This window comes from Reichenbachiella sp. 5M10 (genome assembly GCF_002742335.1).
Lineage (GTDB): Bacteria > Bacteroidota > Bacteroidia > Cytophagales > Cyclobacteriaceae > Reichenbachiella.
This window is the reverse complement of record NZ_MDGR01000007.1, coordinates 742,888-756,620: the sequence shown is the minus strand read 5'-3', so window position 1 is coordinate 756,620 and position 13,733 is coordinate 742,888. Positions and strand designations below refer to the sequence as shown.

General features: G+C 45.0%; 10 protein-coding genes. All 10 read left to right on the top strand.

The features are described from left to right. A complete protein-coding gene (locus BFP72_RS03090) occupies positions 1-3,156 on the top strand; it encodes an efflux RND transporter permease subunit (RefSeq protein ID WP_099597707.1) in 3,156 nt (1,051 codons plus the stop codon). Continuing rightward, positions 3,149-4,462 (top strand): TolC family protein, encoded by a 1,314-nt coding sequence (locus BFP72_RS03085; RefSeq protein ID WP_221406463.1) that lies wholly within the window; start codon positions 3,149-3,151, stop codon positions 4,460-4,462. The genes BFP72_RS03090 and BFP72_RS03085 overlap by 8 nt, the downstream gene beginning before the upstream one ends. A gap of 346 nt (positions 4,463-4,808) precedes the next feature. Beyond that, positions 4,809-5,570, top strand: a complete 762-nt coding sequence (locus BFP72_RS03080) for an isocitrate lyase/phosphoenolpyruvate mutase family protein (protein WP_099600669.1) — start codon at positions 4,809-4,811, stop codon at positions 5,568-5,570. After that, on the top strand, positions 5,564-6,625 hold the full coding sequence (locus BFP72_RS03075) for a bifunctional transcriptional activator/DNA repair enzyme AdaA (RefSeq protein ID WP_099597706.1): 1,062 nt from the start codon (positions 5,564-5,566) through the stop codon (positions 6,623-6,625). Before BFP72_RS03080 ends, BFP72_RS03075 begins: the two co-directional genes overlap by 7 nt. Before the next feature lie 163 nt (positions 6,626-6,788). Beyond that, on the top strand, positions 6,789-7,628 hold the full coding sequence (locus BFP72_RS03070) for a sterol desaturase family protein (protein ID WP_099597705.1): 840 nt from the start codon (positions 6,789-6,791) through the stop codon (positions 7,626-7,628). Between the two features lie 226 nt (positions 7,629-7,854). Further along, positions 7,855-8,004, top strand: coding sequence for a hypothetical protein (locus BFP72_RS19095; protein ID WP_158233257.1), 150 nt, complete (start codon positions 7,855-7,857; stop codon positions 8,002-8,004). Between the two features lie 162 nt (positions 8,005-8,166). Next, positions 8,167-11,070, top strand: coding sequence for a hypothetical protein (locus BFP72_RS03065; protein WP_099597704.1), 2,904 nt, complete (start codon positions 8,167-8,169; stop codon positions 11,068-11,070). Further along, a complete protein-coding gene (locus BFP72_RS03060) occupies positions 11,067-11,795 on the top strand; it encodes a hypothetical protein (protein WP_099597703.1) in 729 nt (242 codons plus the stop codon). Before BFP72_RS03065 ends, BFP72_RS03060 begins: the two co-directional genes overlap by 4 nt. Positions 11,796-11,917: 122 nt before the next feature. After that, positions 11,918-12,655, top strand: coding sequence for a hypothetical protein (locus tag BFP72_RS03055; RefSeq protein ID WP_099597702.1), 738 nt, complete (start codon positions 11,918-11,920; stop codon positions 12,653-12,655). Positions 12,656-12,967: 312 nt separating this feature from the next. Next, positions 12,968-13,726: an SDR family NAD(P)-dependent oxidoreductase gene (locus BFP72_RS03050; RefSeq protein WP_099597701.1), complete on the top strand. Its 759-nt coding sequence runs from the start codon at positions 12,968-12,970 to the stop codon at positions 13,724-13,726. Positions 13,727-13,733: the final 7 nt, after the last annotated feature.

Genomic DNA, 13,733 nt, shown 5'->3' with positions numbered 1-13,733 from the left:
ATGCAAAAAATCATTGACCATTTCATCAAATATCCAGTCGCAGGCTGGATCATCGTCATTGCGTTTGTCTTTTTGGGACTGACGGGGCTCTTCAACCTCAAGTCTTCCTTTTTTCCCTTGGTGGAAAGCCGAGACATCACGGTCAGCGTGACCTACCCAGGAGCCTCTCCTCAAGAGATGGAAGAAGGAATCGTCCTCAAGATCGAAGACAATATCCGTGGACTAGTAGGTATTGATAGGTTCACTTCTACCTCCTCCGAAAACAGTGCCAGTATCTACGTCGAAGTACTCAAAGGGTACGACATAGATGCCGTACTCGCAGATGTCAAAAATGCCGTCGACCGTATCCCTTCTTTCCCTGTCGGGATGGAGCCCCCCGTAGTCTCCAAAGGGATATTCATCACAGAGGTAATCTCGATGACCCTCAGCGGAGACAACGTCCCGTTGACTTCTCTCAAATCCATGGCACGAGATGTCGAAACAGACCTCAAAAACATCCCTGGCATCTCACAGGTAGACATCATCGGCTATCCAGAAGAAGAGATTGAAATTGCGCTGAGCGAAGACAAACTAAGAGCCTATGACTTGACTTTCGAAGATGTGGCACGTGCCATCTCCTCGACCAACATCCTAGTCACAGGTGGTACCATCAAGACCCCTACAGAGGAATACCTGATCCGAGTCAGCAACCGCGCATACTACGGTGACGAACTGGATCACCTGATCGTCAAAGCCAGTGACAATGGTAACCTCATCCGTCTACGTGACATAGCTATTGTGCGTGACCGCTGGTCTGAGACACCTGACAGGCTGTTTTACAACGGGAAACAGGCCGTTCGCCTACGGACAGACGCGACGATCTCCGAAGACTTGATCGATGTAGCAGAAAAAACCAAGGCCTACATCACCGAATTCAACGCGACACATGACAATGTCCAACTGGACATCATCCGTGACTCATCCATCACAGTGCTACAACGCTCACAGCTACTGCTCGAAAACGGCGTAGTGGGGATGCTACTCGTGCTCTTTTTCTTAGCCATCTTCTTGAAACCAAGGCTTGCCTTTTGGGTAGCCTTCGGTTTACCGATTGCATTTTTGGGGATGTTCATCTTCGCATCATTTGCTGGAGTCACAATCAACGTCCTCTCCCTCTTTGGGATGATCATCGTGATCGGTATCCTCGTCGATGATGGGATCGTGATCGCAGAAAACATCTACTACCACTACGAGCGTGGGCTGAGCCCGATCCAAGCAGCAGTAGTCGGTACACGCGAAGTATTCCCAGCGATCATCTCGGCGATTCTGACGACATTGGTAGCCTTCTCGACCTTCTTCTTTTTGGAGGGACGTATCGGAGAGTTCTTTGGAGAGGTCGCAACCATCGTGATCTTGACGCTAAGTATCTCACTAGTAGAGGCACTCATCATCCTGCCTTCACACGTAGCACACTCCAAGGCCCTATCCAAGGAACAAAAGACCTACGCATTCAACCGCTATGCAGAGCAAGGCATGAATTGGTTCAGGGACAAAGCCTATGTCCCCTTCTTAGAGTTCTTTTTGCATCACAAACTTCTAGGGTTTGCCATTCCGGTATTCATGCTGGCACTGACGATAGGCTCAATGAACGCTGGAATCATTCGTACGACTTTCTTTCCTCAGATAGCCAGTGATCGAGTCACCATCTCACTCACCATGCCACAAGGGACTCATGAGTCCATCACAGACTCGATTATTACAGAAATCGAACGAATCACTTGGGAAGTAAGTGAGCGCTTTGATCAGAAACAAGACAAGGACGCCATCGAAAACATCATCCGAAGAATTGGCCCTGGCACATCCAAAGCCACACTGTACATCCACCTCCTCCCTGGCGAAGAACGGATGTTTCCATCCTATGAACTCTCTACAGCGGTCAGCGAAGCAGTAGGTGAAATTCATAGTGCAGAAAGCGTGGTGTACAGTTCGGGGGGTAACTTCGGTGGTCTACCGATCTCCATCTCCCTGCTCAGTGACAACATCGAAGAGCTCAAAGGAGCCAAAGCAGATCTCAAGGAATACATGAAAGAAAATGCACTCCTCAAAGACATCCAAGACAACGACCCACAGGGCATCAAGGAGATCAAAATCACACTCAAGGATCGCGCCTATGCCATGGGCTTCAGGCTCGACGATGTGATTGGTCAAGTTCGTAACGGCTTCTTTGGCTACCAAGCCCAGAGATTTCAGCGTCGCAGAGATGAAATCAAAGTCTGGGTACGCTACGACGAGGAAGAACGCTCCTCGATCAAAAACCTAGACGACATGCGTATCGTCAGCCCACAGGGTGATCGTGTACCACTCAGCGAAATTGTGAATTATGAAATCGCTCGTGGTGAGATCTCTATCAATCACCTCAACGGGAAACGGGAAATCCGTGTCGATGCGGATTTCAAAGACCCGAAGACAAGTGCAACTGAGGTCATGGCTACCATCAAGGAAGACATGCTTCCTATACTCAAAGCCAAATACCCCAACGTCTCGCCGATATTTGAAGGACAAAATCGTGAAGCAAACAAGACGCAGACTTCTGCGGCAAAAGTCATTCCGATTATCTTTTTCTCCATCTTCCTGATCATTGCCTTTACGTTCCGGTCGTTCAGCCAGCCCCTCTTGCTGTTGCTAATGATCCCGTTTAGTCTGATTGGTGTAGCTTGGGGACACTGGATACATGAGTTCCCGATCAACATGCTGTCCTTCCTCGGTATCATCGCATTGATCGGTATAGTCGTCAACGACGGGTTGGTGCTCATCGGCAAGATGAACAGTAACTTGAAAGAAGGCATGAACTACAACGATGCGCTAATCGAAGCGGGCAAGTCAAGGTTCCGGGCCATCTTTTTGACATCCATCACGACAGTAGCAGGTTTAGCTCCATTGATTTTTGAGACGAGTCGTCAGGCACAGTTTCTGATCCCAATGGCCATCGCCATCGCCTACGGTATCGTCATGGCGACTGTGCTGACGCTGGTCATGCTACCACTCATGCTCGCTACAGGCAATGACGTCAAAGTCTATTGTCTATGGTTATGGCATGGCAAGAAGCCAACCCAAGAAGAAGTAGAACGTGCAGTAAAAGAATTAGAAGTAGAAAACGGTGAACACGGTCATGAATAAATACATCATCATAGCAATCTTGAGTCTGGGGTCCATGCCCTCAGCCCTGGGACAAGAAGTACTGAGCAAATCCGATGCGGTATCCATCGCCTTGGAAAACAATTTTGACATCCGAGCAGCCACAATCGACCAAGAGGTCGCCGAAAACAACGCCGGTTTGCTCAACAGTGGCTACCTGCCGACAGTCAATGGCTCTGCTGCTGGAAACTATTCGGTATCCAACTCCAACCTGTCCTACAGCTCTGGAGCAGACACCACGATCAATGGAGCAAACAGCTACGGTGCGAATGCTCAAGTACAGCTCAACTACACGGTGTTTGATGGTATGGGTAGATTGTATGATTACAAAATCCTACAGGTCAACTATCAACTCAGTGAGCTACAGGCACGCACTGTGATGGAAAACACGTTGATCAACCTATTTACGGGATACTATGAGATCGCGCGCCTCACCGAAAACGAGCTCAATCAAAAGCAAACGTTGGACATCTCTCGTGATCGCTTGCAGCGCGCCAAGTACAGCTATGACTATGGTCAAAACACCAATCTAGATGTACTCAATGCCGAGGTGGATTACAACACAGACAGTATCAGTTACTTGACGATCCAGCAGCAGCTCCGCAACGAAAAGCGAAACCTCAACTTGATGATGGGACGAGACGTGAGCGTGGAATTTGAGGTAGATACTACGTTGGTATTTGACGGCCTCTTGTACAACACCCTAGCAGAAAATGCACAAGCATACAACGCTACTTTGCTGCAAGAAAGAAGTCGCCTCACCAGTAGCCATTATGGCATCCGGACGGCTCAATCCGCCATCATTCCAAAAATCGGAATCAACGGATCCTACGGATACAACTACAACCACAATGCGCCCGGCAACTTCCTCAGCGAGATCAACTCGACCACCGCTACGGTCGGTGCCTCTCTATCTTGGAACATCTTCGATGGAGGAAAATCCAATATCCAGCGACAAAACAGTAGACTCGCCTATGAAAACCAGCAAGTCACGCTCGAAAAAGCAGAGCTAACTCTCGAGACGCAGTTGCAAAACGCCTGGACAATCTACCAGACGGCACTCTTCGTCATGCAGGCTGAAGCCAAAAACCTGCAAACCAACGAGCGCAACTTTGACCGATCTCAAGAGCAATACCAACTCGGACAGATCACCTCGATTGAATTTAGACAGGCGCAGTTCAACCTACTCAACGCCAACCTCAACTACAACCAAGCCAAGTACAGCGCCAAACAAGCAGAGCTCGCACTCCTGCAACTCAGCGGCACCCTACTACAAGCTAGCTTCTAGTTCCTGAGCCACTGATATCAACCCCCAACGAATTACATCTTCGTTGGGGGTTTCTTTTTCCGTTTCAATCCGAATGATGCAATAGCCCCTCAGAGTTAATAGAAGAACAGAATAGATAATTTCTTTGGAACTCAATCTTCACCCAATTGGTCATTATCATTACGCTCAGTGAAACCTCATTCGGCAAATTGATGATCTAGCTTTTAACCCCTGAATTGCACAATTCAGGTTCAACCCAGCTCAATAACCAATCAACCTCCTTCACTACCTAGAAAAAAATACTCGTCCAATTTTCGGTTGCTCCACAAAAGTCTTCATCGGTACTTTGCATCAAAAGAATCAAAAGATGACATTCAAAGACTTACACAATCAAAGTAGCCCCTTACTCATCGGGAATGTATGGGATGTACCCAGTACGAAAACCGCCAATACACTAAACTTTCAAGCCATTGGAACATCTAGTGCAGCCATTGCAGCCCTTCTAGGCTACCAAGATGGCGAAGAGATGGCGTTTTCCGAATTGGAGTATTTCATAAAGAAAATCACCCAAAACACAAGCCTTCCTGTATCTGTGGATATAGAAGCAGGCTACAGCCGCAAACCCAAAGTAATAGTCAACCACATCAAACGATTGGTACAGTTGGGGGTCGTAGGAATCAATATGGAAGATAGTGTGATCAAAAAGACACGAACCCTAGTGCCTGCCGATGACTTTGCAGAAATGCTAAATGAAGTGAATGCACTTTTAGAGCAGGCAGAGATCGATATTTTCATCAATGTCAGGACAGATACATTTATCTTGCTGCAAGACAACATCTTAGAAGAAACAAAAAAGAGAATGGAGCTGTACGAACGTGTAGGAGCAAACGGAATATTCATCCCTTGCTTAGAAAAAGAGTCAGACATCAAAGAAATCGTTGCAGCTACAGACTTACCCATCAACGTCATGTCCATGCCTAATCTCCCAGACTTTGACACCTTGGGACGGCTAGGTGTCAAACGCATCAGTACGGGCAACTTCCTCTTTGATAAGATGTATCAGTATTTTGAAAAAACAACGAAAGACATCCTGAATGAAGCTTCATTTAGCCCCCTATTCAAATGCTAATCACGGAAAACAAACAAATACAATCCTATTACAAAGCCCTACTCGACAGAGATCAAGCCTTTGTCGGTATATTCTTTGTCGCTGTGAAAACCACCTCGGTTTTTTGTATAGCGACTTGTAGAGCGAGGAAACCCAAACTACAGAATGTTGAATTTTTTACGTCATTCAAAGAGGCATTGGATCATGGGTACAGGCCTTGCAAAGTGTGCAAACCCACCGAAAACACCAATGAGGCTCCCGATCAAGTCCAAGACGCCATCGAGCTAATCAAAAACCACCCAAAAGAGAAAATAACAGACTACCAACTTCGTGAAAAGAACATCAGTCCCGAAGTAGTCCGTCGCTGGTTCAATAAAAACTACGGCATGACTTTCCAAACCTATCAAAGAATGTACAGAATCAACAATGCCTATCAAGAGCTGCGCAAAGGGAAAAACGCGACGAACACAGCCTTTGACACTGGATTCGAGTCGTTGAGTGGTTTTGGATATACCTACAAAAAACTCATTGGCAACTCTCCCAAAAGAAGCTTAGACAAAAACCTCATTCTCATCAACCGACTCACCACACCACTTGGTCCCATGTTCGTATGTGCAACGAACCGCGGCATATGCCTACTAGAATTTGTAGACCGGAGAATGCTCGAAACTGAATTCGATGATATACAAAGACGCTTGAATGCCAACATCATCTCCGGAGAAAACGAACACATCAAGCAAGTCAAGAAAGAGTTACAAGAGTATTTTGAAGGCAAAAGGCAATCCTTTGACGTCAAACTAGAGACACCAGGGACGGATTTCCAAAATTCGGCCTGGGCATATTTGCAAAAAATCGAGTACGGACAAACGGTCACCTATCAACAGCAAGCTGAAAAAATCAATCACCCAAAAGCAATCAGAGCAGTAGCAAGAGCAAACGGACACAACCGGATTTCAATAATCATCCCATGTCATCGAGTGATAGGGAAAGACGGAACCATGACAGGGTATGGTGGAGGGATAGAACGAAAAAAATGGTTGATCGCTCACGAGCAAAACCATATCCTCTCTGACTAGTAATCCAACGTCCACATCACACTTGACTAAAGCGAGGAGCATGCCTCTCCCCAAAGCTCCACTGCGGAGAATGCAACAATATCAACCGAATTGACTAAATTAAACCACTCGTAATGTGACACTTAAGACAATAAAAAGTAAAACAACCTAACCAAAAAAAATAATGGACTTCCTCAACAAACTATTAGGTATTAACCCCAATTACATCGTGATTGGGTTCATTGCCTTCTTCTTCTCTCTAGAGCAGATCACCAAAACACCCTTCACTTTTCCAAGTAGGATCAAACACCTCCTCCAAAACATCCAGTTCCAACTCGTATTGATCATACTCAACCTCTTTTTTGTCACTTTTCAGGTTTTTATTATCCAATGGCTCAACAGCCAGCACATCGGTCTGCTTTATCTCTTCGAGCTCCCACTATGGGTCAAACTCTGCCTCTCTGTCGCACTGTATGATATCACAGCCTATTGGGTGCATCGTTGGACACACCGTATCCCCCTACTGTGGAGGTTTCATCGAGTCCACCATAGCGACACGACGATGGATTCCTCGACAGTCTTTCGCTTTCACCCCATCGAACTCCTCTTGGTCTTTGGTACGGGCAACATCCTCACGGCAGCCTTGTTTGGAACTGATGTCTTCTCTATGGCACTGTACTATTTTGTCCTCTATTTGTTCTTTTTTGTTCAACATGCCAACCTACACTACCCTTCTTGGCTCAACTCCACCCTCGGCCTGCTTTTCGTCATGCCAGACCATCACAGAGTGCATCACCAGCAGGATCAGTACTACACAGACTCCAACTATGCTGATGTCTTCATCTTGTGGGACAGAATCTTCGGAACCTTTAAAATCATGCCTATTGACAAAATGAAATACGGACTGGCAGAATTCGACGAAGAAGACAAACAAAACTTCCTCTATCTCATGAGAAGCCCCTTCGTCCACATCCCTCGCGTCCACTCCAACAAACGTCAACCAGCCCAAACCAATCCAGATTAAGTAAGAGTCACTCCTCATTTCTGACACCCAAATGTAGTAATGTGATGTTAAAAGCCTGAACCATAATCAAGCCATCATCTACCCGCATCCTTCAAACACATGCGTTAGGAAAATCAAAAAGTCATACATTTGGACTAGAAAACACCCTAGAATATGTAAAAAATAATTTCTTACGGACCATTTAAAGACAGCAAACTACGCAGCAGATTGTTTAAAAGAAATCATATTGATCGTACAGCGGCTTTCATATACACGTCCCAACAAAGATTTACTGTTTTCGAACCTCAACCTGACAGTAAACACCCAAGACAAAATAGCGGCAATCGGCAACAACGGTGCAGAAAAATCGACCTTGCTCAAAATCAAAAATTATTAAGTTGAGAGAAGTACAAAAACACTGCTTCTCCACCTGATCGAGCTACTGCCTACCTCATGCTCAACAGCACCAAATCTACAGGGTATAAACACGCGAGACCATCAACATGTATTATTTCAAAATATTCTTAGATTTGCCATATTAAAACCAGCCAATCAACCCATGTACTACGCCGACAAAGAAAGAAAAAACAACCCACCTAACTACCGATCAGTAGCTGCACATACAGATCAAGAAAAAAAAGCCATAAAAAAAGCTACTCAACCCAACCAACGGATCATGGAGCACCAGACTCCTGAACAAATCGAAAGGGAAATAGAAGAGCTATACGAGGCTCAAACCAAGCAGCAACAAGAAGCAGATGCCTCTAACACGAGACAAAATGTAAATGAGAACAAGCCTCAAGAACAAACAGACAAAATAGAGGCTGAAAGACGTGCCAAGGAAGAAGCTTCCAAACAAGCAGTAGAGCGTGCAGGTGCCTACAAACACTACTCAAAACTCAAAAAAAACACCCTCTTCGTATACGGCAAGAAACTACCTCTCCTCAAAGTCTCCTTTCAGAATTTTGAATCCAAGATGTATAGTGAAGGCCATGAAGTAGGCACCCGAGCTTTTGTCGATCAACTAGAGTCCGAATTCGTGGGGTTGAAATGGGGCGCAATGGTCAGAGGCGAACCCTATAGAGAATTTACCGGTTCCTATGCATCACTCAAAAACGATGCAGAAGCCAAGAAAGTCACACCCGAAAACACCTCAATCACAGCTGGTGTAGGCGCAGGCAAGGCGCAAAACATCAAGACAGACGTATTGATCATTCAAAAAGCACTGCTCAATCTGGGGCTACTCTCAGAGTCAGACTTTGCCAACGAAACCACGGCAGTCAACAATACCCCCACCCCATCGGTAGAACAAGAGAAAATTCAGCAAACCATTGCTGCCATCCGTAGGTTTCAAGAAGAAGTACTACACTGGAACAAATCAGACGGCAACATAGCTGGACCAGACAGCAAGACTCTTTTGAAGATGCGGTCCGAAGGCATGGACTGTGATCATGTACAGAAGAAATTAGCCGAGTACCCAGCCATCAAAGCCAAACGCGCTGCAGCAGCGAAAACCGAAGAACAACAAAAGAAAGCTACAGAAGCAGCCCGCCAAAGAGCAGAAGAGGAAGCGGATCGAATCAAGTGTATCCAGGCAGAGCCCGCAACGGATGAGCACATAGAGAAGAATTTCATTACACAATATGAGGATTTGGATGCTTTGGCCGCTGTATTGGTGGAGTATGTGATTCACAATCCATCTATAGTCCAAAAAGTTCTTCAGAAAAACGATAACGAAGAGTTAGCTGTCAAATTATTAAACCTGCTAACTGACGCTCAGATAGCTAGTACTCATAAAGAACTTCTTCAGACCTTGCTCAACTCATTGACCCATTGGTATGATGAAATTTATAATGAGTTTCAAACCGAGAAGACAAGACTATACAAAGCATTAGGTCCCAAGAAATCACCTACGCCAGTAACACAACCCCCTGAATATGAAACAACAACCGATATAAGTGTAGACAAGCGACTACTCAAGAAGACCTTTAACCACAATCTGTCAGGCAGCGTAGGCGCCAACAATGCCGACAACTACAAAGATGATGTAAAAATGGTCGCTCGCAAGCTCAAAGAAAAAGGCTATGAGCTTTCCAATGACAATCTTCAAAATGGCCTTAGTGATAAAAAGCTCATCACTGCGATTGAAGATTTTCAAAAAGACCAATTTGGAAAAAACAAAAGTGACGGCATCATCTCTCCAGGCAAAGGCACCATCAAAGCACTATTTCCTGAATCAGGCTCATTTGATAGTGGGCTTGAAAAAATCTATGCCAATAGGAATAAACTAAACACCATTCTAGCCAAAGGCTTTACATCCAAACTGACAGGTGATGTGGGAGCCGATTATACTAATAAAGACAAGAGCGTAAACAAGGCAGAAAACAACAAAGCAGACGTCATCAGAGTAGCCAAAGCTCTACAAGCTAGTAAGCATAATGTGCCCGAAGATTCGCTTATCAAAGGTATCAGCTCCAAAGAGTTCATCGATGTGATCAAGGCCTTCCAGACAAGCAAAGGCATTGGAGCAGATGGCAACATTACTATAGGTGGAAAAACAGACAAAGAGCTATCCAACTATAAACAATATACCTTTGGCATGATAGAAAAAATCAGTGCAACAGAATACAGCAATGAAACCTCTGCAGAAGAATACTACAAAAAAACACAGGCACTGGAAAAAGCTCTAGGCATCAAAGAGGATAGCGACTATGCCAAGGTACTTCAGCTCGCCGAAAAAGCTGCCAGAGAAACTAAATACTTTGATAAACTAACAGCAGACGTCACCGCCCAATTTATTCTCCCGTCTGAAGAAGCCAATGCCGACGGTGCTCAACTCAGTGGTGTATTCCAGTCCAGAATGGAGCGATTTCACAAGTTTCTCGTAATGGCAGGGCTATACCAAGGCGACATGAAGGTCAATGACGGAGTACGAAGTCCGAAAAGAGCACATGGTTTCGCAGTACAGTATTATATACTGACTGGCAAGAGTGCTGCCACGGTCAAAGCTAATTTGATCATGATGTATAACAGTGATGAGGGTTACTTAGTTGGAGATTTTGTTGAGGACGAGCATGAATATAAATGGGCGAAAAGAACAGATTTCATCTTGGACAAGCAAGGCAAAGCCATAGATGTGGATTATAACAAAGTCAAAGCCTACGTCGCTACGCTCAATATGGGAAGAAGTAATAAAGCCGATGCAGCATCTGCCGGAAACAGTAAAAAACCAATGTGCCTACCTTTGCCAGAAGATCTTCGTATTTCATTACATACACTTGGTGTAGCTATGGATATTGACCGACACAAATTCTTGAACCAAAAAGAAACCATAATAGATTTGATTGCTCACCAATTTGGTGTAGTCCGAGCGGGTGGCGCAGGAGAAACGTGGCATTTTGAATTGACAGACCTGGCCGTATCGAATACAGAAAAAGACTACGCCAAAAACAAAAAGAGATGAAAAAACACCTTACAATCGTTGCGTTCATTGCGAGTGTAATGCTATGCTGTTCATGCACTCCAAACGATCATTTGGACTTGGCGAATTATAGTTACTCCCCAGATAGCACCCATTGGAAAAATCAAGAACAAGCACAACTAAAAAGAACTGTAATCAATACGTATAAAAACATAGATCAATGGTATCAGCGGAGTAACCGAAGTATGAGGTTGTACGAAAATACCAAGTGGCGAATGCGTGGTGTATCAAGGAGAGAAAATGCTGCCCAGAACATTTTAGAATACATGCATTCTGATTTGCAGGACTCTATTGCAAAGACAAATTTATTAACCGAGAACTTCAAGTCTGCCTTGATCCAGCGCTGTAAAACTGCTGCAAACCCTATGAATCTCGCAGGATTAATGTCTCAGGATTCTGTAACCTATGAATTGCGAAAGCTGTATGAGAACCATTCTCCGTCATATCAAGAATATCTCGAAAGTGAGCATAAAATATTTAATACCCCAATAGAATCGGAGTTTATACCTAAACTCGAAATAGACTCAGTTCAAAACTGTTTGATGGAGATGGTTTCATTTCCAAGCACATCAAGCGCCATCATGGCTATGCCTTATTATATCCTCCAGTCTAGTGGTCTTCGTTCAAACAAATTTTTCTTATTCTTCTATGTCAAAGAAGATAATCACTGGCTCTTGGATAATTTCATAGTAACTGAGGATCACTAAAGAAGCATTCCTCACTAATTTGGTGTAGTCCGAGCGGGTGGCTGGGATGAAACGTGGCATTTTGAATTGACAGACCTGGCCGTATCGAATACAGAAAAAGACTACGCTAAAAACAAAAAGAGATGAAAAAACACCTTACAATCGTTGCGTTCATTGCGAGTGTAATGCTATGCTATTCATGCACTCCAAACGATCATTTGGACTCTGCGAATTATAGTTACACCCCGGACAGCACCCATTGGAAAAATCAAGAACAAGCACAACTAAAAAGAACTGTAATCAATACGTATAAAAACATAGATCAATGGTATCAGCGGAGTAACCGAAGTATGAGGTTGTACGAAAATATCAAGTGGCGAATGCGTGGTGTATCAAGGAGAGAAAATGCTGCCCAGAACATTTTAGAATACATGCATGCTGATTTACAGGACTCTATTGCAAAGACAAATTTATTAACCGAGAACTTCAAGTCTGCCTTGATCCAGCGCTGTAAAAAGGCTGCAAACCCTATGAATCTCGCAGGATTAATGTCTCAGGATTCTGTAACCTATGAATTGCGAAAGCTGTATCAGGAGCAATTCCATTCCTACAGAGAATATTTAGAGTATGAACATGGCATTAAAGGCCGGCTTGTTGAGGAAAATGATGATGGTATAGCTGTTGATGTTAGTGCCGATTCAGTTCAAAACTGTTTGATGGAGATGGTTTCATTTTCAAGCACATCAAGCGCCATCATGGCTGTGCCTTATTATATCCTCCAGTCTAGTGGTCTTCGTTCAAACAAATTTTTCTTATTCTTCTATGTCAAAGAAGATAATCACTGGCTCTTGGATGATTTCATAGTAACTGAGGATCACTAAAGAAGCATTCCTCACCAATTTGGTGTAGTCCGAGCAGGAGAAGTGACATTTTGAATATATGGATAAAACGATCCCTGATGAAGAGACAACTATGGTAAAATGATCGAACACTTTACGATCGCACGAGTAGCTTACTCCTGTTTTACAAGGATGAATAAAAGATTAACGAATTGATTGCACACTGGGGCTGCTCCACAACCAACAGTGTCTTTGTATAGGTCATGCCCACCATCTGGCTACAAGAAGGAGAGATTTGGATACATCGATGAATAGGAGTCTGTAGAGATTTGCAGAAACCAAAATTCAAAAAAGATGACAAAAAAAATTGCACTCGTGACAGGGGGCAGCCGTGGGCTAGGTAGAGACATGGCTCTCCACCTCGCTCATCAAGGAATCGACCTCATCCTGACCTACCACTCCAACCGACCAGCTGCTGACGAAGTAGTCGCAGCTATCGAACAGACGGGACAAAAGGCTGTGGCTCTACCATTGGATACCAGTGACAGTTCTTCCTTTGCGGCCTTCTATGAGCAGGTAACGGCTTACCTCTCCGAACAGTACGACTCACCACGCTTTGACTTCCTCATCAACAACGCCGGTACGGGGCTGCAACAGTCCTTCGCTGACACGAGCGAAGCTCAGTTTGACGCTATGTTCAACATCCATCTCAAGGGCGTCTATTTTTTGACACAAAAAGCGCTGCCTCACCTTCGGGATGGAGGGCGAATCATCAACATCTCCTCAGGGCTAGCCCGCTTCTCCTTCCCCGGGGCATCAGCCTATGCCAGTATGAAAGGGGCCGTCGAAGTATTCACGCGCTACTTGGCCAAGGAGCTGGGAACAAGAAGCATCACTGCCAATGTCGTCGCACCTGGAGCGATAGCTACAGATTTTGGTGGTGGATCCAACCGAGACAACCCAACCAAACGAGGAATCATTGCCAACGTCACTGCGCTCGGTCGAGTCGGTGAGGCAGAAGACATCGGTGGAGTAGTGGCATTCTTATGCTCGGACGCCGCTCGGTGGATCAACGGCCAACGTATCGAAGTATCCGGCGGCATGCTGGTCTAAAAACACC

Excerpts from the sequence above, each read along its gene's own strand:
- BFP72_RS03090 (WP_099597707.1), top strand. The coding sequence starts at position 1 with ATGCAAAAAATCATTGACCATTTCATCAAATATCCAGTCGCAGGCTGG.
- BFP72_RS03085 (WP_221406463.1), top strand. The coding sequence starts at position 3,149 with ATGAATAAATACATCATCATAGCAATCTTGAGTCTGGGGTCCATGCCC.
- BFP72_RS03080 (WP_099600669.1), top strand. The coding sequence starts at position 4,809 with ATGACATTCAAAGACTTACACAATCAAAGTAGCCCCTTACTCATCGGG.
- BFP72_RS03075 (WP_099597706.1), top strand. The coding sequence starts at position 5,564 with ATGCTAATCACGGAAAACAAACAAATACAATCCTATTACAAAGCCCTA.
- BFP72_RS03070 (WP_099597705.1), top strand. The coding sequence starts at position 6,789 with ATGGACTTCCTCAACAAACTATTAGGTATTAACCCCAATTACATCGTG.
- BFP72_RS03065 (WP_099597704.1), top strand. The coding sequence starts at position 8,167 with ATGTACTACGCCGACAAAGAAAGAAAAAACAACCCACCTAACTACCGA.
- BFP72_RS03060 (WP_099597703.1), top strand. The coding sequence starts at position 11,067 with ATGAAAAAACACCTTACAATCGTTGCGTTCATTGCGAGTGTAATGCTA.
- BFP72_RS03055 (WP_099597702.1), top strand. The coding sequence starts at position 11,918 with ATGAAAAAACACCTTACAATCGTTGCGTTCATTGCGAGTGTAATGCTA.
- BFP72_RS03050 (WP_099597701.1), top strand. The coding sequence starts at position 12,968 with ATGACAAAAAAAATTGCACTCGTGACAGGGGGCAGCCGTGGGCTAGGT.